Below are 20,624 nucleotides of genomic sequence, written 5' to 3' on the forward strand. Positions count from 1 at the left end.
CACTGAATATCGACAGTCACATATCTTTCAATGCGGCGGCTGCGGCCTCTGCCACCCCCTTGCGCGATGTCATCAAGGGTTGAATGCGCTGCCCAAAGTCTTCAACGCCCTGAACGAAGTCGTCGAAGGTGAGCAATACGCCTTCGGTGCCTGGCACGGTGGCGACGTCGTCGAGCATGCGGGCGACGTTGGCGAATGAGCCGACGAAGGTCCCCATGTTGATATTGACCGCTGAGGTCGGGTCCGCCATCTGGCGGATATTGGTGTCCTTGCCGGACTTCGTGTCGACGGCACCCTGTACGCCCAGCCAGGCGACGGCTTCGTGATCGACGCCGGCTTTGTAGTGCTCCCATTTTGCAAACGCGGCTTCGTCGGTCTCCGCTGCGATCACCATGAACAGCACATAGGTCGTCACGTGGCGGCCCGTGTCCCGTGTGGCCTCGATCAGACGTTCGGCAGCCGGTGCGAAATCTGTCGGGGTGTTGACGCCTTTGCCGAAACAGAAATTATAGTCGGCATATTGTGCGGAGAAGGCCATCCCGGCGCCGCTCTGGCCGGCGCAGATGATCTTCATGTCGGCCTGCGGCCGCGGGCTGACGCGGCAGTCCTCCATCTGGAAAAATTCACCCTTGCGATCGGATGCGCCGGTCTGCCAGAGCTCGCGCAGGATTTCGACATATTCCGACAGATATTCGTAGCGGCGTGCGAAATAGTCATCGCCCGGCCAAAGCCCCATCTGCGAATATTCGGGACGTTGCCAGCCGGTGATGAGATTGAGGCCGAAGCGGCCATGTGAAATCGAATCGATGGTCACAGCCATGCGCGCGGCAATCGCGGGAGGCATCACGAGCGTCGCTGCCGTGGCGAACAATTTTATTCGCTTGGTCACTGCGGCCAACCCGGCCATCAAGGTGAAGGATTCCAGATTGTGATCCCAGAATTCGGTTTTCCCGCCGAAGCCACGCAATTTGATCATCGAGAGCACAAAATCGAGCCCGTAATGTTCGGCCTTGAGCGTCACCTCCTTGTTGAGGTCGAAAGTTGGCATGTATTGCGGGGCATTTTCAGAGAGCAACCAGCCATTGTTCCCGATTGGAATGAATACGCCGACCTTCATCTCGCTCTCCTCTGTAACAGGGTGACGTCTCGGGACGTCGCGAACTGTTCTGCTTGCGATAAACCAAGCAACAACCGTGCCGATGCGTGCGCATCGCGCCGATCCCACCGTGAAGGCAACGTGGTTGCGCGCCCGGCATTTCCGGCCATGATCTGCCGCCAACACCGTATTGAGGACTCCCCATGACCGATGCATCGTCTCCCTCCATCCGCTTCAACGACGGCGCGTCCTATGAGCGCATGATGGGCGTGTGGAGCCGCAGCGCCGGCGAGGTCTTTCTGGATTGGGTAGCGCCGCTGCCGGGGCTCGCATGGGTTGATGTCGGCTGCGGCAATGGTGCGTTCACGCAGCTCATCGCCGAGCGGCATGCGCCGTCGGTGATTGACGGCATCGATCCCTCCGAGCCGCAGCTCGCTTATGCGCGAACGCGGCCGGGCGCGGCGCTGGCCGCGTTTCATCAGGGCGATGCGATGGCGCTGCCGTTTTCCGACAAATCCTTCGATGTGGCCGTGATGGCGCTTGTGATCTTCTTCGTGCCGGAGCCATCGAAGGGCGTGGCGGAGATGGTGCGCGTCGTATCGCCCGGGGGCACGGTGGCCGCCTATGCCTGGGATATGGATGGCGGCGGCTTTCCGCTGCAGCCGATCCTCGGTGAACTCAGGACTATGGGCCAGGTGCCGTCGCTGCCGCCGGGCGTGGACGCGTCACGCCTCGACGTGATGCAGTCGTTGTGGACCTCTGCCGGCCTGGTGGACGTCGAAACCCGCGTGATCGATGTCACCAGGGAGTTCACCGATTTCGACGACTTCTGGTCGGCCTCGTCCGCTGGGCCATCGGTAAAGGCAGCTCTGACGGTGATGACACCGGAGGAGATCGCGCAGCTCAAATCGCGTGTCCGGGCGGGACTTGCGGAGGATCCAACGGGCCGTATCACCTGCAGTGCCCGGGCCAATGCCATCAAGGGGCGGGTGCCCGGCTGAGGCAGAGCATCCTCCGTTAGATCGCCGGGATTTTGCCGGTAATATTTCTTCAACTTGAAAGGGTATATAAGTAGCGCAATAACCAAGGCGGGCGCAAATGCTGGCGTGGTTGGATTTTCTATGGTGGTGGAAATGTACCGTAGAGGATGAACGTGTGTCTGTCGAAAAATTCCTCAAGCAACGCGCCGTCAATGTTGTCGTCAGCGGGCAATATACGCTGTCGAACTGGCTGGATGCCGAAGGCAATCCGCGCAGCTTTGCCTGCCGGACCAGCCGCGTCTCGCCGTTCCGGATGATCGTCGACGTGCCGGTCGTCGGTCGTATCGGCGATCGCATCACGCCCTATTTCAGCGACTTCGGTCAGCTCGAAGGTCGCATCAGCGACACCATCTCCGGTAGCTTCCTGCTCGAACTCAACATGACGCCGCCGATGCGTCAGAAGCTCTCGGACAAGCTGACCTGGCTGGAGAAATTCCAGAAAGACCCCACGGTGCGCGAAGAGCGCAAGCAGGCGCGCCTCATTCCCGCGAGCCCGCATTCCATGCTGACCTTCGCTGACGGCAGCATGAAAAGCTGCTTCGTCGTCGACATGTCGGTGTCCGGTGCTGCAGTCTCCGCCGATGTGCAGCCGGAGGTCGGAACGCCGCTCGCCGTCGGCGCCTGCGTCGGCCGCGTGGTGCGCCATCTCCAGGGCGGTTTCGCAGTGAAATTCATCGAGCAGCAGAACCGCGAACAGCTTGAACGCCGGATCATCCGCGCACCGGCGGCACCGCCGCCGCGCGCGACGCCGTTCGCGGCGCAGATGGATTCGATGTACGAGGAAGTGGATTAGAGAAGCGTTGGCGCGCTCCGGATCCCGATAGCTACTTCCGTACGCAGATCACGCGGACCATCGCCGCTCTGGCATCGGTCGAGGCGCCGTTTGCGTTCACGCCATTTGCTTTCACAAAATTCTGCACGAGCTCCGTGGGCACCAGCGCCGCCTGTGGTGTCGCGTTCGGCGGACCGGCCACAAGCAATGGTTTCAATTGCGCAAGGCCTGCGAATTTGCCGTCGCTGTCGATGGCGGCTGCGCCGGAAAAGCCGAGACCCGGCGCGGGCGACAGCGCCAGTTCTGTGCCGGTGCCGACCGGCGTGGTGGCTGCCTTCACGCTGGTGATCGCTGCGCCGCCGCCCTGGTTCTGCGGATCGGCAATGCCCACGAGATCGAGATTCGGCTTCGCAGCGCCTGTGCCGAGCGACAGCGGCTTCAGCTCGCGCGCGCCATAGATGCGCAGCAGTGCGAGATCGCGCACCTTGTCCTCGGCGAGCTTGTCGGCATTGCCATAGCCGGCCACGACGATGGACATGCAGCCATCGACCACCTGGCGGTCGGTGACGATGGCGCCGTCATCGCTCACGACGATCCCCGACGCATATTCGACCTTCTTGCGTGGCGGCGGGCCCATCGCCTGCGCACCCGCGGGGAAAGCGTTGAAGGCCGATGACATCGCGATCACCACAGGCTCCATCGTGCCTTCGGTGGCCTGATCGTAGAAAATCGAGAGGATGCGGACCTCAGAGTCCTTGAACTGGCCGCGAATGTAGAACTTCTTCTGGTTCTGCAACCCGGACAACACAAAGAAATCCGGCTTCACCACCTGATAGTCGATCTTGCGTCCGGGCTCCTTGCGTTCGGTCTCGGCAAGCTTTGCAGTGGACGGTGCGTCTTCCTTGCGGCGCGCCAGCGTGATCTGGATCGTGCCGGTGGAGGACGACCACTTGCTCCCGTTCGCATCGGAGGCCTGCTGCGGCACCAGCTTGCCGGGAATGCCGAGCCGTGCGCCGGTCACCATGTCGGTGACCATTTTCCAGCCGACATTGTCCTGAAGTTTTTTCGCCGCGGCGCGCAGCAGATCGCGCTCCTGCGGGTTCAGCACACCCGTTTGTTTCGCGCCATTGTCCTTCTGGAACGTCTTGATCGCATTGACCATGCGATCCGAGACCTCGCCGGTGATGGCGCCGTTATATTGCCCGGTCCACGCCAGATCCGACTGGATACCGAGCCGTTCGGCCTGCGCCATGGCATTGGCGGTGTCGGCGGGGGTCTGCAGCGCCGGGCGGATCGGCGTCGTGGTGACCGGCTTGGGTTTCACACCCTGCACCGCGGGAGGTGTTGCCTGGACCTGGGCGTGCGCCGCCGAGGCTGCCACGATCATCAATGTTGCTGAAAGCATCGATCTCATGACATGTCCGGTCTTGAAGCTGGTGATTGATTTCGGTGGAATTAAACACATCTCGTGGGTCGGTGACAGCGCGGGAAGGGTTCACGACAATGCCGGATGAGGATGTCACGATACGATGCTGAATGCCGACGAGCTCGAGCGCTATGCGCGCCATATCGTGTTGCGCGAGGTCGGCGGTCCCGGCCAGGCCGCGCTGCAGGGCGCGAAAGTGCTGGTGATCGGCGCCGGCGGGCTTGGTGCACCGGCACTGATGTATCTCGCGGCCGCGGGCATCGGCACGCTCGGTGTGGTCGATGACGACACGGTGTCGCTGTCAAACCTGCAGCGGCAGGTCATTCACGCAACGCCGGATATCGGCGCGTTGAAGACCGACAGCGCCGCCGCAAAGATCCATGCGCTCAACCCGCATGTCAGATTTGTCGGCCATGCCGTCAGGTTCAATGCGGCGAATGCGATGGCGCTGTTGTCGGGTTACGATCTCGTGCTCGACGGCTCCGACAATTTCACCACGCGCTATCTGTTATCGGACGCCTGCTATCTCGCGAAAAAAACTCTGATCTCCGCGGCGCTCGGCACTTTCGATGCGTCGCTGACCACGATCCGTGCGCATGAGACCAATGCCGCGGGCGCATTGAACCCGACCTATCGCTGTCTGTTTCCCGAAGCGCCGCCGCCGGGCACAGTGCCGAGCTGTCAGGAAGCCGGCGTGATGGGTGCGCTGGCCGGCATGGTTGGCTCGATGATGGCGCTGGAAGCGATCCGCGAGATCGTTGGCTTCGGCGAGGGGCTGGTCGGGCGACTGCTGATGATCGACGCCCGCAACATGCGCTTCGAGACGCTGCGTTACGGGCGCGATCCGGCGAATCCGCTGAACGGGGATGCGCCGAGCATCAGGGATCTGAGCGCGTATTTGTGAGACGATGCGGCTTGTCTCCGTCGTCGTCCCCGCCTGCGCGGGGACGACATGCGGAGAGTTCGGTGCGCTTGCCTCAGGCGCGCTTCTTCTCGCTGTCCATATGCGCCAGGTGCTCGTCCGGATAACGGCCACCAGCCGCAGCGTCTGCTGGAATCGCCTCCGCTAGCGCCCTGAGATGTGCGGGCGTGAGTTTCACATCCAGTGCACCCAGCGCTTCCGTCAGCCGATCCCGTCGGCGGGCACCGACCACGGGCAGGATGTCCTGGCCCTGTGCGGCGACCCAGGCGATCGCGACCTGCGCGACCGAGGCGCCGATGTCGTTGGCGATGGTGCGGATTTTTTCAACCAGAGCCAGATTCTGATCGATATTCGCGGCGCTGAAGCGCGGGCTGTGGCTGCGATAGTCCTTCGCGTTCATGCCGTTCTTGGTGAAGTGGCCGCCGATCAGGCCGCGCGAGAGTACGCCGTAGGCCGTGATGCCGATGCCGAGTTCCCGGCAGGTCGGCAGGATGTTATCCTCGATGCCCCGCGAGATCAGCGAATATTCGATCTGCAGGTCGGTGATGGGATGCACCTTGTGGGCACGGCGGATGGTCTCGGAGCCGACTTCGGACAGGCCGATATGTTTGACGTAGCCGGCCTTGATCAGGTCGGCGATGGCGCCGACGGTGTCCTCGATCGGCACATTGGGGTCGAGCCGCGCGGGGCGGTAGATGTCGATGACCTCGACGCCGAGCCGAACCAGCGAATAGGCCACGAAATTCTTGATTGCTATCGGGCGGTTGTCGAAGCCCATGAAGGCACCGGCGGGATCGCGCATACCGCCGAATTTGACCGAAAGCTGCAGGTTGTCGCGGTTGCGGCCGCGCAAGGCTTCGGCGATCAGGAGCTCGTTATGGCCCATGGCGTAGAAGTCGCCGGTGTCGATCAGGGTGACGCCGGCCTCCAGCGCGGCGTGGATGGTGGCAATGCTTTCGCCTCGGTCGGCCGGGCCGTAGACATCCGACATGCCCATGCAGCCGAGGCCGAGCGCGCCCACTGTGGGGCCAGTCTTTCCGAGTTGAAGGTGTTTCATGGTGGTTCTCCCAGAAGGCGGCCGGACCGATCCTTTGCCGCTGCCGCCCCGATATGAGCCCGCTCCATTGATCCGATAAGCTGGACAATCCCGAAAGGCTTGTTCACTCTGTCGAACAATGAGCGATCTCGACCTGCGCGATCTCGCGGCCTTTCTGGCGGTGGCCCGGACCCGGAATTTCCGGCGGGCTGCGGTGGAGACCCATGTCTCGGTGTCCAGCCTGAGCCAGCGGCTGCGCGACATGGAAGAGCGGCTCGGTGTTCGGTTGCTGCATCGCACAACGCGCAGTGTGGCACTCACCGAGGCTGGAGAATTGCTGCAACGCAAAATAGCTCCAGCCATGGGCGATGTTCATGCTGCGCTGCAGCAAGTTCGCGATTTCGGTGATGTGCCGTCTGGCCGCCTCAGGATCAACGGTCCAGCACCAGCCATCGATATCGTCGTGGCGCCGATGGTTACGCCATTTTTGCAGCAATATCCGCAGGTTGAGCTTGAGATCGTTGCCGAGACGTCATTGATCGACATCGTCGCCAAGGGGTTCGACGCCGGCATTCGCTATGGCGAGGATCTGGCGCAGGACATGATCGCAGTCTCGCTGGGGCCGCCGCAGCGCTTCGTGATGGTAGCTTCTTCGCAATATATTGCGCAGCATGGGCGACCTGTTGCACCGCAGCAATTGCTGCAGCATTGCTGCATCAGAACCCGTTTCGACAACGGTTCGATTCCGGAATGGGAATTCGAAAAGGACGGCCAGGTAGTCCGGATCCCGCCGCGGGGGCCGCTGCTGGCGAGCTATTCCCGGCTCGGGCTGGAAGCGGCCCGGGACGGACTTGGCTTTTATGCGGTGTTTGAGGGCTATGTCCGGGACGACCTCGCGACCGGCACTCTGGTCAGCGTGCTGGAGGACTGGTTGCCGCCATTCCCGGGCCCGTTTTTGTATTATCCGAGCCGCCGGCAACCGCCGCCGGCCTTGGCGGCGTTCGTGAGTTTTGTGGCGGAGTGGCGCAAACGGGAGCGCCGGGCAGCGGCCCCCGAGAACCCCAGCGGATCAGAGCGGCAGGGGGATCGCTGAGGCGGTCTCGCGGGTCTGCCAGAAGGTCAGCACACGCTGCGCCGTGGCGGGCACCAGACGCTCGAAATTCTGCCGGGCTTCCTCGACATCGGCGGCGGCAGGCGAACGGCCGGGGCCGAGACGCAGCGTCATCAGGGCGCGGACGGTGGCCCAGGAAATCCCGATCGATTTGCCGAGGATCAGCATCGGATCGTCGCGGTCGCCCTTGAGGAGCTGGTCGATGGTCCCGATCCGCACGCCCGACAGAGCGGCGAGGGCGGCGGCGGTTTCCTCATATTGATGGGCGCGGGCAAAGCGCAACAAAGCGCCTTCGTCCAGCTCGTCGGCCTGGTGGAGCTTGCGAATGGCACGCTGCGCGGTGGCGAAGTCGCGGGTGACGGCGAGATGCGTCGGCGCGCCGGTGATGTCCTGCATCGCACGGTTGATCGCGTTGCGCAGTTCTGGCGCGGCGGCGTCGAACAGCCGGCGGCGAACCACCTCGACCGACTGCGCCAACAGGTGTTTGAGCTGTTCCGGCGCGAGATCGTCGCGCTGCCCGACCGTGACGGCGAGCGCGCCATCATCGCTGGCGCGGCGAATGAGGCCGGTATAGCCAAGTTGCGAGAAAGCGGCACCGGCATTGCCGGCGACCCGGCGGATCACGTCGCGGTCGCCACGGCGGACGATCACATCGGTAATGCGCGGGGTCAGTGTCGAGCGATCGGAGATCGCCAGCAGATGCGACTGGCCCTGGGCCTTGGCGATATCGACCAGTGTTGGTTCGTCGATCAAAGGAGAGCGGCGCAGCAGCGGCCCGGCGATCAGGATTTCGTCATCGCGGACGAGCAGGGCCACCAGTTGCGGCGGTGCGTTGACGAGATCGGACAGCCGTTCGGCCAGCGCGCTGCGTGCCTCGACCTCGGTTTGTGGAACCAGACTCGTCAGAACGCCGTCGAACAGATCGACATGGGCCGGCTGAAAACGGGATGCGCCCCGCAGGAAAAGCTCGGAAATCTTACGCACGGCCTCGCCGCGGCGCTTGGGATCGCCATCTCTGACGATGTTATCCAGCCCCGGAATGAGCGATTTCGCCTCAGCCATCAAAAAATACTCAACACCACCATACGGAAAGGCTGGGGCACCCTAGATGGGGTTGATGAAGGAACGGTTAGCCGCAGGATTAGGCTACCGCGGGTTGCAGAAATATTGCGAGACAGCCACTGCGGCCTTGCCGGGGTGCCGGAAAACGGCTATATCGCCCCCAACTTATTAGGTTCTCATACGATCACGTTTGAGAGTGGGCCCCTCGGGACCCGCTCTTTTTTATTACCTGAATGGACCTTGGCCGATAATTCCGGCGAGGCTCGTCCGGGTCCAAGGAAGGGCCGAAAGCCCGACGCGACACGACCCTATCTGCAGGCGGCACGCGAATTCAGACATCTTCCAACCGGAATACTTCGATCCTGGACATGACCGACCAAAACCCAGAAACCGTTGATACCGAGCTGCTTTCCGAGCCGCGCCTGGTGATCGAGCCGGGTGCTGCGGCGCGGGTATCGGCAGTCGCCACGCCCGTGCTTGAAAACCTCGGTTACCGGCTGGTGCGGATCAAGATTTCCGGCGAGCTCGGCTGCACCGTGCAGATCATGGCGGAGCGGCCGGATGGCACCATGCTGGTCGAGGACTGCGAGGCGATCTCACACGCGCTGTCGCCGGTGATGGACGTCGCCGATCCGATCCAGCGCGCCTATCGCCTCGAAATTTCTTCGCCCGGCATCGATCGTCCGCTGGTCCGGCGCTCCGATTTCGAGCGCTATCATGGCTATCTGGTTAAGATCGAGATGGCTGTCGCCGTCGGCGGCCGCAAACGCTTCCGTGGCCTGCTCGGCGCTATCGAAGGCGATGTCGTGCTGATCGACCGCGAAGGCGCCCGCGACGGCGAGGACCCCATCACGCGGTTGCCGCTGGAAGACATCTCCAATGCCAGTCTGGTCCTGACCGACGAACTGATCGCCGAGTCCATGCGCCGCGGCAAGCACGCCGAGATCGATCTCAAGCGGGAGCTCGGTCTGGCGCCGCCGGCGGCGCCGCATGCCAAGCGCAGCGATCCCAAGAAGAGCTTTGCGCCGAAGCCGAAACTCAAGGTCGCGAAAGCTGCCAAGAAGCCTTTGCCGAAGAATACCAAAGAACATCGTCTGGCCGCCGACCGTGCGCGCCGAGGCGAAATCGATCCCATCGAAGGAGAATGAGCTATGGCCGCTGTCAGCGCCAATAAACTCGAACTGCTGCAGATCGCCGACGCCGTCGCGCGCGAAAAATCGATCGACCGCAACATCGTCATCCAGGCGATGGAAGAGGCGATCGCGAAAGCGGCCCGCGCGCGTTACGGTTCCGAGACCGATGTGCATGCCGAGATTCATCCCAAGACCGGCCAGCTCTCTCTGACCCGCCACATGCTGGTGGTAGAGGACGTCGAGAATTCGTCTTTCCAGACCTCGTTGTTTGACGCGCAGCGCGCCAATCCGGGTGCGCAGATCGGCGACACCATCGCCGACACGCTGCCGCCGCTGGAATACGGCCGTATCGCCGCGCAGTCCGCCAAGCAGGTCATCGTGCAGAAGGTGCGCGAAGCCGAGCGTGACCGGCAGTACCAGGAATTCAAGGATCGCATCGGCGAGATCGTCAACGGCATCGTCAAGCGCGTCGAATACGGTTCGGTGATCGTCGATCTTGGCCGCAGCGAAGCCATCGTGCGTCGCGACGAGATGCTGCCGCGCGAAGTGTTCCGCAACGGCGACCGCGTTCGCGCCTATGTGTTCGACGTGCGCCGCGAGACCCGCGGTCCGCAGATCTTCCTGTCGCGCACCCATCCGCAGTTCATGGCCAAGTTGTTTGCGCAGGAAGTGCCTGAAATCTATGACGGTATCGTCGAGATCAAGGCCGTGGCCCGCGATCCCGGTTCGCGTGCGAAAATTGGCGTGATCTCGCGCGACTCGTCGGTGGATCCGGTCGGCGCTTGCGTCGGTATGCGTGGTTCCCGCGTGCAGGCCGTGGTCAACGAGCTGCAGGGCGAGAAGATCGACATCATTCCATGGTCGCCGGATATCGCCACTTTCGTGGTGAACGCGCTGGCGCCGGCGGAAGTCTCGAAAGTCGTGATCGATGAAGATCGTGAGCGCATCGAGGTTGTCGTTCCGGACACGAATAACCAGCTATCCCTTGCGATCGGCCGTCGCGGCCAGAATGTGCGCCTGGCTTCGCAGCTGACCGGCTGGGATATCGACATCCTGACCGAGCAGGAAGAATCCGAACGTCGCCAGGCCGATTTCGAAAATTCCACGCGCGTCTTCATGGAAGCGCTGAACGTCGACGAAGTCGTCGGTCAGCTGCTCGCGTCGGAAGGTTTCACCTCGGTGGAAGAACTTTCGATGGTCGATGCCAAGGAACTGTCGGGCATCGAGGGCTTCGACGACGAAACAGCGGCCGAATTGCAGAGCCGTGCACGTGAATACCTCGAGCAGCTCGAAGCTGAACTCGAAGGCAAACGTAAGGAACTGGGTGTGGAAGACGCTTTGAAGGACGTTCCGGGCGTGACCCTCAAGATGATGGTCAAGTTCGGCGAAAACGACATCAAGACCGTCGAGGATCTTGCCGGCTGCGCCACTGACGATCTGGTGGGCTGGACCGAACGCAAGGAAGGCTCCGAGCCGACCAAGCACCCGGGCATTCTCGATGCCAGCGAAATTTCGCGTGAGGACGCCGAGCATCTGATCATGCAGGCCCGCGTCGTAGCCGGCTGGATCACCCAGGCCGATCTCGACAAGGGTGCGCCGCTCGACGCCACCGAAGAAGCGTAAGGATAATGCCACGCGCATGCTCGCCATTGCTGACCAAGCAGATCTGGATAACGGCCCCCGGAGCACCAAGCCCGGGACCGAGCGGATGTGCGCGGTCACGCGGAGCGTGCGCCCGATCGATGAACTGATCCGGTTCGTCGTCGCGCCCACGGGCGAGGCGATCCCGGACCTGAAGCGCAAGCTTCCCGGCCGCGGCCTCTGGGTCACGGCCTCCCGCAAGGCGGTGGCCGAGGCGACCAAGCGCAATCTTTTTGCCAAGGGTTTCAAGAAAGCCGTCAAAGCGTCGCCGACACTGGCCGACGACACCGACAAGCTCATGGTGCGCGGCGTCATCGAGGCGCTGGCCATGACCGCCAAGGCCGGTCAGGTGGTTTCCGGCTTCACCAAAGTCGAGGATGCCCTGCGTCGTGGAACGGTCGGTGTTCTGCTCCACGCCTCCAACGGCGCCCCCGACGGAATCCGCAAACTGGACGGCATCGCCCGGCAACGCGTGGAATTTGACGTGGAATCCGGCGACGACGCGGCGAAACTGCCGATCTTTACTGTTTTGAGCTCCGATGAATTGGATTTGGCATTGGGGCGGTCAAATGTGATACATGCTGCCGTGCTTACGGGCCCGGCGGGCAAAACGTTCCTGTCGCGCAGCCAGACTCTGGTCCAATACCGGCTGGCTGACGACGACATCAACGCAAGCGCCAAAGCTTCGCTGACAACTGCTGCGCCGGAGACGGAGCCGCTGACGCCAACGATCTCGCTGATCGAAACTTCGACGACTGTGCGACCGCGCACAACGCAACAAGATTAGGACTGCTGAATGGTTGATACGAAAACGCCTGGTGACAAGACTCTGAGCGTTCCCAGCAAGACCTTGACGCTCAAGCCGCGCGTCGAGCAGGGCACTGTGCGCCAGAGCTTCAGCCATGGCCGCACCAAGCAGGTGGTGGTCGAGAAGCGCGGCAAGCGCCGTATGCCCGGCGATGCGCCCGCGGCTGCGCCTGTCGCCGCGCCAGCAACTGCTGCTCCCGCACCTGTCGAGACTGCTGCACCAGCTCCCGTTGCTGCTGCGCCGGCTGCTCCCGCTGCAACTGCTGCGCCCGCGGCGCCGGTTGCGCGCGCTGCTGCGCCTGCACCGGCCGCACCGGCTTCCCGCACTGCTGCACCTTCTCCCGCAGGACGCAGCTCCGCTCCGCCTCCCGCAGCGCCGCCGTCGCGCGCGCCGCAGCGCCCGCAGCCTCCGGCCCGTTCGGGTTCGGGCGTCGTGCTCCGCACTCTGACCGAAGAAGAGCGCAATGCCCGCGCCAGCGCGCTGGCCGATGCCCGCGTGCGCGAGCAGGAAGAGCGCCGCCTCGCCGAGATCGAGGCTGCCCGCCGCAACACCAAGGAATTCAAGGAACAGGAAGAGCGTGAAGCCGCCGAAGCCCGTCGCAAGGCCGAGGAAGAGCGTCACCGCCAGGAAGAAGAAACCAAGCGCCGCGCCGAAGTCGAGGCCAAGCGCCGTCAGGCTGAAGCCGATGCGAAGGCAGCCAAGCCGGCCACGACGACGGCCCGTCCCGGCGCCACCTCAACTACGCCTGCGCGTGCGCCCGGCGTCGCTGCCGACGGCACCGACGAGGATGAAGGTCCACGCGTCATTCGCCGTGGTCCCGGTGGCGCTGCGCGCCCCGTGATCGCGCCGAAGCCCACTGCCAAGCCCGGTCCGCAGAAGGAGCGCGGCCGTCTCACCGTCGTCACCGCGCTGTCGGCCGGCGACGTCCGCGAGCGTTCGATTGCCTCGTTCCGCCGCCGCACCCAGCGTCTGAAGGGTCATCAGTCGAACGAGCCGAAGGAAAAGCTGGTTCGTGAAGTCACGATCCCGGAAGCGATCACGATTCAGGAACTCGCCAACCGTATGGCCGAGCGCGCCGTGGATGTTATCCGTCTGCTCATGAAGCAGGGCGCGATCCACAAGATCAACGACGTCATCGACGCCGACACCGCGCAGCTGGTGGCCGAAGAAATGGGCCACACCGTCAAGCGCGTTGCCGAGTCGGACGTTGAAGAAGGTTTGTTCGACGTCGTCGACAATTCCACCGATACCGAACCGCGTTCGCCGGTCGTGACCGTCATGGGCCACGTCGACCACGGCAAGACCTCGCTGCTCGACGCGCTGCGCCATGCCAATGTGGTGGCCGGCGAAGCCGGCGGCATTACCCAGCATATCGGCGCCTATCAGGTGACCTCGCCCGAAAGCGGCAAGAAGATCACCTTCATCGATACGCCGGGCCACGCCGCGTTCACCGCGATGCGCGCCCGCGGCGCCAAGGTCACGGATATCGTCATCCTGGTGGTGGCGGCCGATGACGGCGTCATGCCGCAGACCATCGAAGCCATCAACCACGCCAAGGCGGCGGGTGTGCCGATGATCGTGGCGATCAACAAGATCGACAAGCCCGATGCCAAGGCGGAGCGCGTGCGCACCGAACTGCTGCAGCATGACGTGCAGGTCGAATCCTTCGGCGGCGACGTGGTCGACGTCGAAGTGTCGGCGAAGAACAAGACCAACCTCGACAAGCTCTTGGAAATGATCGCGCTGCAGGCCGATATTCTCGACCTGAAGACCAATTCGGAACGTCCGGCGGAAGGTACCGTGATCGAAGCCAAGCTCGATCGTGGTCGTGGTCCGGTGGCGACCGTGCTGGTTCAGCGCGGTACCCTGAAGGTCGGCGACATCATCGTGGCCGGTGCCGAAATGGGCCGTGTCCGCGCGCTGATCTCCGATCAGGGCGAGACGCTGACCGCAGCAGGTCCGTCGGTGCCGGTCGAAGTGCTCGGTTTCAACGGTCCGCCGGAAGCCGGCGATCGTATGGCCGTGGTCGAGAACGAAGCCCGCGCCCGTGAAATCACCGGCTACCGTGCGCATCAGAAGCGTGAGAAGTCCGCGGCCTCCACCAACGGCATGCGCGGCTCGCTCGAGCAGATGATGAGCCAGCTCAAGACGACGGGTCGCAAGGACTTCCCGCTGATCATCAAGGCCGACGTGCAGGGCTCGCTCGAAGCGATCCTTGGTTCGCTGGAAAAACTGGGCACTGACGAAGTCACGGCGCGGATCCTGCATGCAGGCGTCGGCGGCATTTCGGAATCGGACGTCACGCTGGCGGAAGGCTTCAACGCCGCCATCATCGGCTTCTCGGTTCGTGCCAACAAGGAAGCTGCCGCGGCTGCCAAGCGCAACGGCATCGAAATCCGCTACTACAACATCATCTACGATCTCGTGGATGACGTGAAGAAAGCCATGTCCGGTCTGCTCGCGCCCACACTGCGCGAAACCATGCTGGGCAATGCGCAGATCCTCGAAGTGTTCAACATCTCGAAGGTCGGCAAGGTTGCGGGTTGCCGCGTCACCGACGGAACCGTGGAACGCGGCGCCAATGTGCGTCTGATCCGCGACAACGTCGTGGTGCACGAAGGCAAGCTGTCGACACTGAAGCGCTTCAAGGACGAAGTGAAGGAAGTGGCGTCAGGCCAGGAATGCGGCATGGCGTTCGAGAACTACGGCGATATGCGCGCCGGCGACGTGATCGAGTGTTACCGCGTAGAGACCATCCAGCGCTCCCTGTAAGTCCAAATCTTACAGAGAGACCGGATTTAACGAGATGTCATGCCCGGCCTGCGCGAAGCTAGCTTCGCTAGATGGCCGGGCATCCACGTCTTTGAATTTCAGTCGTTGAAAACGTGAATGGCCGGAACAATTCCGGCCATGACGTATGTTGTTTTCGTAGGGAAACCGATGCCCAAGCATCACCAGAAGTCCGCGGCGCCGGGCGGCTCGCAGCGTCAATTGCGCGTTGGCGAGCTGATGCGCCACGCGATTGCCGATATCCTGTCCCAGGGTGGGGTCCACGATCCCGTTCTGCAGACCACCATCATCACCGTGCCCGAGGTGAAGATGTCGCCCGATCTCAAGCTCGCCACCGTCTATGTGATGCCGCTCGGCGGCCAGAACACCGAACCGGTGCTGAAGGCGCTCGCGGCGAACAAGAGCTTCCTGCGAACCGAGGTCGCGTATCGCGTGAACCTCAAATACGCCCCCGATCTTCGCTTCCGCATCGATGAGCGCTTCGACGAAGCCGAGCGCATCGACAAACTCCTGCGCACGCCTGCCGTTGCGCGCGACCTCAAACCAGACTCGGACGAAAACGAATGACTGTGACGACCCCAGCCGCCGCCCTCGATTCACGCCTCGATGAAGCGGGCAATGGCGAGTCCACCCTGTCTCCGGCCGTGCAGCACGGCGACCACGGTCAGCAAGGTGACCGCGGCGGCAATGACCAGCGTCAGCATCAGCATCAGGGTCATCGCGGCAACAACGATCCCCGCCATCAGGGCGGCAAGCAGCGTCAGCAGGGCCAGGTCCGGCGCGACAAGCGCGACGTCCATGGCTGGGTGATCCTCGACAAGCCGATCGGCATGACCTCGACCCAGGCGGTCGCGATCGCCAAGCGCCTGTTCCAGGCCAAGCGCGCCGGCCATGCCGGTACCCTCGATCCGCTGGCGTCCGGCGGTCTGCCGATCGCGCTCGGCGAAGCCACCAAGACGGTTCCGTTCGTGATGGACGGCCGCAAGCGCTATCGTTTTACAGTCGCCTGGGGCGAGGAGCGCGATACCGACGACACCGAGGGCCGTGCGACCTTCACCAGCCCGAATAGGCCAACGGCCGACCAGATCCGGGCGCTGCTGCCGCAATTTACCGGCAATATTGAACAGACCCCGCCGCAATACTCGGCGATCAAGATTCAGGGCGAGCGCGCCTATGATCTTGCCCGCGACGGCGAGGTGGTGCCGCTGGTTCCCCGACCGGTCGTGATTCACGAATTAGTCCTGACAGAACAGCCAGATAGCGACCACGCCGTGTTCGAGGCCGAGTGCGGCAAGGGCACTTATGTGCGCGCGCTGGCCCGCGATATCGGCCGTTTGCTCGGCTGCTACGGCCATATCAGTGCGCTCAGGCGTACCCTGGTCGGACCTTTCGCCGAAGCCGACATGATTCCGCTGGAACAGTTGGAGGCTTTGTGCGATAGAGCCGCGTCTGGCGAGGGTAGCCTCGCCGACGCGCTACTGCCCGTTGAGACCGCGCTGGACGACATCCCGGCACTGGCCGTCACACGGGCGGATGCGGCAAGGCTCCATCGGGGCCAGGCCGTTTTGTTGCGCGGACGGGATGCGCCCGATTGTAGCGGCACAGTTTATGTCACGGTGGCAGGGCGATTATTGGCCCTCGCTGAAGTTGGCAATGGCGAACTCATCCCCAAGCGCGTGTTTAACCTGACCGGACTGACCGCCAGTTCGGCCCGCAAAGAAAGTAACTGACGATGTCGATTACCGCAGAACGCAAAGCGGAAGTCATCAAGACCAATGCCAACAAGACCGGCGACACTGGTTCGCCGGAAGTTCAGGTTGCGATTCTCTCCGAGCGCATTGCCAACCTGACCGGACACTTCAAGACCCACACCAAGGACAACCATTCCCGTCGTGGTCTTTTGAAGCTCGTCTCGACGCGTCGTTCGCTGCTTGACTACATCAAGCGCAAGGACGAGGCGCGCTACAAAGCGCTGCTCGAGAAGCACAACATTCGCCGCTAAGCGAAATCACGCGCGCAAAAACCCTTTGCGCGCGTTTTTTGTAGCGGAAGCCATGTGCGGCTTTCGCGATAACGTTCAGAAGCAATCCGGCAACTGGACGATGACGGGCAAGGTGCCCGTCGCGCGGCGCGATCCTCCAAAGATCCCCGCGACCATCGGAAGGATGGACGCCATTCAGAATACCAGAGCCATGGCAGGATCGCCGGACGCTGATTTCGCGACATCGCGAACAGCTTCTTGCCGTCTTGCGCATGGCTTTTGTGTTTTGGACTTCAGTGTTTTTGGCCGTCACGTCCTCCGTGAACCCATGAAAGAAACCTAAGATGTTTAATGTTCACTCCGTCGAGATCGATTGGGGCGGTCGTCCGCTCAAGCTGGAAACCGGCAAGGTTGCCCGTCAGGCTGACGGCGCCGTCATCGCGACCTATGGCGAGACCGTCGTTATCGCCACCGTCGTCGCCGCGAAGACTGCCAAGGATGGCATCGACTTCCTGCCGCTGACCGTCGACTACATCGAGAAGACCTATGCAGCCGGCCGCATTCCCGGCGGCTACTTCAAGCGCGAAGGTCGTCCGACCGAGAAGGAGACGCTGGTCTCCCGCCTGATCGATCGTCCGATCCGCCCGCTGTTCGTCGATGGCTGGCGCAACGAAACCCAGATCGTCGTTACCGTGCTGTCGCACGACATGGAGAACGATCCGGACATTCTCGCGCTGGTCGCCACCTCGGCTGCGCTGACGATTTCCGGCGCCCCGTTCCAGGGTCCGATCGGTGCAGCCCGCGTCGGCTTCATCAACGATGAATACGTCCTCAACCCGACCCTCGACGAGATGGCCGACACCAATCTCGACCTCGTCGTCGCCGGCACCGGCGATGCCGTGCTGATGGTGGAATCGGAAGCCAAGGAGCTCAACGAAGACGTGATGCTCGGCGCCGTGATGTTCGGTCACCGCCACTTCCAGCCGGTCATCAAGGCGATTATCGAACTCGCCGAGAAGGCCGCCAAGGAGCCGCGCGAGGTCAAGACCATCGATGACAGCGAAATCGAGAAGGAAATGCTCGGTCTCGTCGAAGCCGAACTGCGTGCTGCTTACGCGATCCCTGTGAAGCAGGACCGCTACGCTGCCGTCGGCGCCGTCAAGGCGAAGGCGATGGCGCACTACTTCCCGGAAGGTCAGGAGCCGAAATACGACAAGCTCCGCATCGCCGGCGTTTTCAAGGAACTGGAATCGAAGATCGTTCGCTGGAACATCCTCGACACCAAGAAGCGCATCGACGGCCGCGACCTGACGACGGTTCGTCCGATCGTCGCCGAAGTCGGCGTGCTGCCGCGCGCCCACGGTTCGGCGCTGTTCACCCGCGGTGAAACCCAGGCGCTGGTCGTGACCACGCTCGGCACCGGTGAAGACGAGCAGTATATCGACTCGCTGTCGGGAACGTACAAAGAGACGTTCCTGCTGCACTACAACTTCCCTCCCTACTCGGTCGGCGAGACCGGTCGTATGGGCGGCACCAAGCGTCGCGAAATCGGCCACGGCAAGCTCGCCTGGCGCGCGATCCATCCGGTTCTGCCGGGTCACCACGAGTTCCCGTACACCGTGCGCGTGGTGTCGGAAATCACCGAGTCCAACGGTTCGTCGTCGATGGCGTCGGTCTGCGGTGCTTCGCTGGCACTGATGGATGCGGGCGTTCCGATGAAGCGTCCGACGGCGGGTATCGCCATGGGCCTGATCCTCGAAGGCGCCCGATACGCGGTTCTGTCGGACATCCTGGGTGATGAAGATCACCTCGGCGACATGGACTTCAAGGTGGCTGGTACCGATACCGGCATCACCTCGCTGCAGATGGACATCAAGATCGCCGGTATCACCGAAGAGATCATGAAGGTCGCTCTGGGTCAGGCCAAGGAAGGCCGCATTCACATTCTCGGTGAGATGTCGAAGGCGCTCAACAACGCCCGTGCCGAGCTCGGCGAATACGCGCCGCGCATCGAGACCTTCAAGATCGCCACCGACAAGATTCGTGAAGTGATCGGCACCGGCGGCAAGGTGATCCGCGAGATCGTCGAAAAGACCGGCGCCAAGGTCAACATCGAAGACGACGGCACCGTGAAGGTGGCTTCGAGCGATGGTGAGTCGATCAAGGCTGCGATCAAGTGGATCAAGTCGATCGCTTCGGATCCGGAGCTCAACGCGATCTATGAAGGCACCGTGGTCAAGGTCATGGAGTTCGGTGCGTTCGTGAACTTCTTCGGCGCCAAGGACGGTCTGGTTCACATCAGCCAGCTAGCCGGCGGTCGCGTCCAGAAGACCTCCGACGTCGTCAAGGAAGGCGACAAGGTCAAGGTCAAGCTGCTCGGCTTCGACGATCGCGGCAAGACGCGTTTGTCGATGAAGGCTGTCGATCAGGAGACCGGCGAAGACCTCGAAGCCAAGCAGAAGGCCGCCGAAGGCGCGACTGCAGCGGAGTAATTTTCGCGACATAGTGAATGCGAAAGGGCGGCCGAGAGGCCGCCCTTTTTGTTTGTGATTGTTCTGCGAGGCCCGTGGGGTCTCTCCACAGACGCTGCCGTCCGTGGCACCCCCACCCGACTGGCCTGACGGCCAGCCACCCTCCCCACAAGGGGAGGGAGAAGACGAGCCGCGGGTAAGGCGCCTCACCATGCGGCGCACAGAGATGTGATGCCAAACTACGAAGCCTTCCTTTGTAGTTTTCCTTCGTATCCTGTAGTCCGAAGTCATGATGGACCATCGTGACAACCCCGAAGATGCCCAGGCATTGGCATTGGCGACCGAGATTCGCGACCTGATCGGTCAGGTAAAGCGCAAATTGCGCGAAAAGGCCGGCATCGGCGACCTGACGATGTCCCAGGTGTCGGTGCTGAGTCGGCTGGATCGCGACGGCCCGGCGACGGTGACCCACCTCGCTCGCGCTGAGGGCGTGCGGCCGCAATCCATGGGCGCCACGGTGGTGGCGCTGGAGACGTCCGGGCTGGTCAGCGGCACTCCCGATCCGAATGACGGACGCCAGACCATCTGGGCGCTCACCCCTGCCTGTAAGGAATGGATCCGTGTCGGCCGCGCCGCCCGCGAGGACTGGCTGTTCCACGCTATCCAGAAAACCCTGACCGCCGCCGAGCAGGATCAGCTTGCCGGCAGCATCGGGTTGCTCAAGCGCATCGTCGACGCCTGATCGCGCCACCGAATTCAAAGGACAGCCCCATGCCCCTCACCACGCTCGATCTGAACACGGCACTTGTTGTCGTCGATCTGCAGCAAGGCATCGTCGCGCTGCCGACGGTGCATCCGATCGGGGACGTCCTGAAGCAGACCCGTTTGCTGCTCGATGCGTTTCGCGTCCGCGAATTGCCGGTCGTGCTCGTCAACGTGGCCGGCGGTGCGCCGGGCCGCACCGAACAGCTGCGCCGATCGGTGCCGCTTGCCGAGGGCTGGACCGATCTCATCCCCGAACTCGATCAGCAATCCTGCGATATCACCGTGACCAAGAACAGCTGGGGCGCGTTCGCCACGACCGATCTCCAACAGCAACTGGAGTCGCGCGGTGTCGCGCAAGTCGTCATCGCTGGCGTTGCGACGGGGACCGGTGTCGAAGCTACTGCGCGGCAGGCCTATGAAGCGGGCTTCAACGTCACGCTCGCGATCGATGCGATGACGGATATGCGCGCCGAAGCGCATGATTACAGCATCGCCAAGGTGTTCCCGCGACTCGGTGAGACCGGCACCACGCAGGATATCATCAACCTGCTCGACAAACGGAGCGTGTGA

General features: G+C 62.8%; 19 protein-coding genes. 15 read left to right on the forward strand and 4 right to left on the reverse strand.

Annotated features, from left to right (window positions below; all coding sequences use genetic code 11):
• Window positions 1–16: 16 nt before the first annotated feature.
• Complete coding sequence (gene rutA / locus A4A58_RS16815; protein ID WP_068734122.1) at window positions 17–1,117, reverse strand: pyrimidine utilization protein A; 1,101 nt, start codon at window positions 1,115–1,117, stop codon at window positions 17–19.
• Between the two features lie 182 nt (window positions 1,118–1,299).
• On the opposite strand from rutA, the gene A4A58_RS16820 reads away from it, so the two are divergent.
• Complete coding sequence (locus A4A58_RS16820; protein WP_068734124.1) at window positions 1,300–2,097, forward strand: class I SAM-dependent methyltransferase; 798 nt, start codon at window positions 1,300–1,302, stop codon at window positions 2,095–2,097.
• 154 nt (window positions 2,098–2,251) lie between these two features.
• Complete coding sequence (locus tag A4A58_RS16825) at window positions 2,252–2,929, forward strand: PilZ domain-containing protein (RefSeq protein ID WP_068734126.1); 678 nt, start codon at window positions 2,252–2,254, stop codon at window positions 2,927–2,929.
• Window positions 2,930–2,960: 31 nt separating this feature from the next.
• Here A4A58_RS16825 and A4A58_RS16830 read toward each other — a convergent pair whose 3' ends face one another.
• A complete protein-coding gene (locus tag A4A58_RS16830; RefSeq protein WP_068734128.1) occupies window positions 2,961–4,322 on the reverse strand; it encodes a serine protease in 1,362 nt (453 codons plus the stop codon).
• A 115-nt stretch (window positions 4,323–4,437) separates the two neighbouring features.
• Here A4A58_RS16830 and A4A58_RS16835 point away from each other — a divergent pair, with 115 nt between their 5' ends.
• Window positions 4,438–5,238 carry a HesA/MoeB/ThiF family protein gene (locus A4A58_RS16835; RefSeq protein ID WP_068734130.1) on the forward strand — a complete coding sequence of 267 codons (801 nt, stop codon included), beginning with the start codon at window positions 4,438–4,440 and terminating at the stop codon, window positions 5,236–5,238.
• Window positions 5,239–5,311: 73 nt separating this feature from the next.
• Here A4A58_RS16835 and A4A58_RS16840 read toward each other — a convergent pair whose 3' ends face one another.
• Window positions 5,312–6,313 carry an aldo/keto reductase gene (locus tag A4A58_RS16840; protein ID WP_068734132.1) on the reverse strand — a complete coding sequence of 334 codons (1,002 nt, stop codon included), beginning with the start codon at window positions 6,311–6,313 and terminating at the stop codon, window positions 5,312–5,314.
• A 118-nt stretch (window positions 6,314–6,431) separates the two neighbouring features.
• Between A4A58_RS16840 and A4A58_RS16845 the strand changes: the two genes are divergently transcribed.
• Complete coding sequence (locus tag A4A58_RS16845) at window positions 6,432–7,385, forward strand: LysR family transcriptional regulator (protein WP_068734134.1); 954 nt, start codon at window positions 6,432–6,434, stop codon at window positions 7,383–7,385.
• Here the strand turns inward: A4A58_RS16845 and A4A58_RS16850 are convergent.
• Window positions 7,362–8,465, reverse strand: a complete 1,104-nt coding sequence (locus tag A4A58_RS16850; RefSeq protein WP_068734136.1) for a DUF2336 domain-containing protein — start codon at window positions 8,463–8,465, stop codon at window positions 7,362–7,364. The genes A4A58_RS16845 and A4A58_RS16850 overlap by 24 nt on opposite strands.
• Before the next feature lie 368 nt (window positions 8,466–8,833).
• Here A4A58_RS16850 and rimP point away from each other — a divergent pair, with 368 nt between their 5' ends.
• From rimP to A4A58_RS16905, 11 genes are all read left to right on the forward strand, one after another.
• Window positions 8,834–9,613 (forward strand): ribosome maturation factor RimP, encoded by a 780-nt coding sequence (gene rimP, locus A4A58_RS16855; protein WP_068734138.1) that lies wholly within the window; start codon window positions 8,834–8,836, stop codon window positions 9,611–9,613.
• Between the two features lie 3 nt (window positions 9,614–9,616).
• Complete coding sequence (gene nusA / locus A4A58_RS16860) at window positions 9,617–11,221, forward strand: transcription termination factor NusA (RefSeq protein ID WP_068734140.1); 1,605 nt, start codon at window positions 9,617–9,619, stop codon at window positions 11,219–11,221.
• 16 nt (window positions 11,222–11,237) lie between these two features.
• A complete protein-coding gene (locus A4A58_RS16865; RefSeq protein WP_081421916.1) occupies window positions 11,238–12,026 on the forward strand; it encodes an RNA-binding protein in 789 nt (262 codons plus the stop codon).
• A 9-nt stretch (window positions 12,027–12,035) separates the two neighbouring features.
• Window positions 12,036–14,819, forward strand: a complete 2,784-nt coding sequence (infB, locus tag A4A58_RS16870) for a translation initiation factor IF-2 (protein WP_068734142.1) — start codon at window positions 12,036–12,038, stop codon at window positions 14,817–14,819.
• A 168-nt stretch (window positions 14,820–14,987) separates the two neighbouring features.
• Window positions 14,988–15,404: a 30S ribosome-binding factor RbfA gene (rbfA, locus tag A4A58_RS16875; RefSeq protein WP_068734171.1), complete on the forward strand. Its 417-nt coding sequence runs from the start codon at window positions 14,988–14,990 to the stop codon at window positions 15,402–15,404.
• Window positions 15,401–16,567, forward strand: a complete 1,167-nt coding sequence (truB, locus tag A4A58_RS16880; protein WP_081421913.1) for a tRNA pseudouridine(55) synthase TruB — start codon at window positions 15,401–15,403, stop codon at window positions 16,565–16,567. Before rbfA ends, truB begins: the two co-directional genes overlap by 4 nt.
• A 2-nt stretch (window positions 16,568–16,569) precedes the next feature.
• On the forward strand, window positions 16,570–16,839 hold the full coding sequence (rpsO, locus tag A4A58_RS16885) for a 30S ribosomal protein S15 (RefSeq protein WP_068734145.1): 270 nt from the start codon (window positions 16,570–16,572) through the stop codon (window positions 16,837–16,839).
• Window positions 16,840–16,864: 25 nt separating this feature from the next.
• Entirely contained in the window at window positions 16,865–17,161 is a 297-nt protein-coding gene (locus A4A58_RS31265) for a hypothetical protein (RefSeq protein WP_068734147.1), read from the forward strand.
• Window position 17,162: 1 nt separating this feature from the next.
• Window positions 17,163–19,310 (forward strand): polyribonucleotide nucleotidyltransferase, encoded by a 2,148-nt coding sequence (pnp, locus tag A4A58_RS16895; RefSeq protein ID WP_068734149.1) that lies wholly within the window; start codon window positions 17,163–17,165, stop codon window positions 19,308–19,310.
• A gap of 268 nt (window positions 19,311–19,578) precedes the next feature.
• Window positions 19,579–20,031: a MarR family winged helix-turn-helix transcriptional regulator gene (locus A4A58_RS16900; protein WP_081421914.1), complete on the forward strand. Its 453-nt coding sequence runs from the start codon at window positions 19,579–19,581 to the stop codon at window positions 20,029–20,031.
• A 29-nt stretch (window positions 20,032–20,060) separates the two neighbouring features.
• Entirely contained in the window at window positions 20,061–20,624 is a 564-nt protein-coding gene (locus tag A4A58_RS16905) for an isochorismatase family protein (protein ID WP_068734151.1), read from the forward strand.

Origin of the sequence: Tardiphaga robiniae (genome assembly GCF_001618955.1) — a bacterium.
Classification (GTDB): Bacteria; Pseudomonadota; Alphaproteobacteria; order Rhizobiales; family Xanthobacteraceae; genus Tardiphaga; species Tardiphaga robiniae_A.

Coding starts and splice junctions, on each gene's coding strand:
- rutA (WP_068734122.1), bottom strand. CDS start 1,117: ATGAAGGTCGGCGTATTCATTCCAATCGGGAACAATGGCTGGTTGCTC.
- A4A58_RS16900 (WP_081421914.1), top strand. CDS start 19,579: ATGATGGACCATCGTGACAACCCCGAAGATGCCCAGGCATTGGCATTG.
- infB (WP_068734142.1), top strand. CDS start 12,036: ATGGTTGATACGAAAACGCCTGGTGACAAGACTCTGAGCGTTCCCAGC.
- A4A58_RS16850 (WP_068734136.1), bottom strand. CDS start 8,465: ATGGCTGAGGCGAAATCGCTCATTCCGGGGCTGGATAACATCGTCAGA.
- A4A58_RS16835 (WP_068734130.1), top strand. CDS start 4,438: ATGCTGAATGCCGACGAGCTCGAGCGCTATGCGCGCCATATCGTGTTG.
- A4A58_RS16905 (WP_068734151.1), top strand. CDS start 20,061: ATGCCCCTCACCACGCTCGATCTGAACACGGCACTTGTTGTCGTCGAT.
- A4A58_RS16830 (WP_068734128.1), bottom strand. CDS start 4,322: ATGAGATCGATGCTTTCAGCAACATTGATGATCGTGGCAGCCTCGGCG.
- truB (WP_081421913.1), top strand. CDS start 15,401: ATGACTGTGACGACCCCAGCCGCCGCCCTCGATTCACGCCTCGATGAA.
- nusA (WP_068734140.1), top strand. CDS start 9,617: ATGGCCGCTGTCAGCGCCAATAAACTCGAACTGCTGCAGATCGCCGAC.
- A4A58_RS16845 (WP_068734134.1), top strand. CDS start 6,432: ATGAGCGATCTCGACCTGCGCGATCTCGCGGCCTTTCTGGCGGTGGCC.
- rbfA (WP_068734171.1), top strand. CDS start 14,988: ATGCCCAAGCATCACCAGAAGTCCGCGGCGCCGGGCGGCTCGCAGCGT.
- pnp (WP_068734149.1), top strand. CDS start 17,163: ATGTTTAATGTTCACTCCGTCGAGATCGATTGGGGCGGTCGTCCGCTC.
- A4A58_RS16820 (WP_068734124.1), top strand. CDS start 1,300: ATGACCGATGCATCGTCTCCCTCCATCCGCTTCAACGACGGCGCGTCC.
- A4A58_RS16865 (WP_081421916.1), top strand. CDS start 11,238: ATGCTCGCCATTGCTGACCAAGCAGATCTGGATAACGGCCCCCGGAGC.
- rpsO (WP_068734145.1), top strand. CDS start 16,570: ATGTCGATTACCGCAGAACGCAAAGCGGAAGTCATCAAGACCAATGCC.
- rimP (WP_068734138.1), top strand. CDS start 8,834: ATGACCGACCAAAACCCAGAAACCGTTGATACCGAGCTGCTTTCCGAG.
- A4A58_RS16840 (WP_068734132.1), bottom strand. CDS start 6,313: ATGAAACACCTTCAACTCGGAAAGACTGGCCCCACAGTGGGCGCGCTC.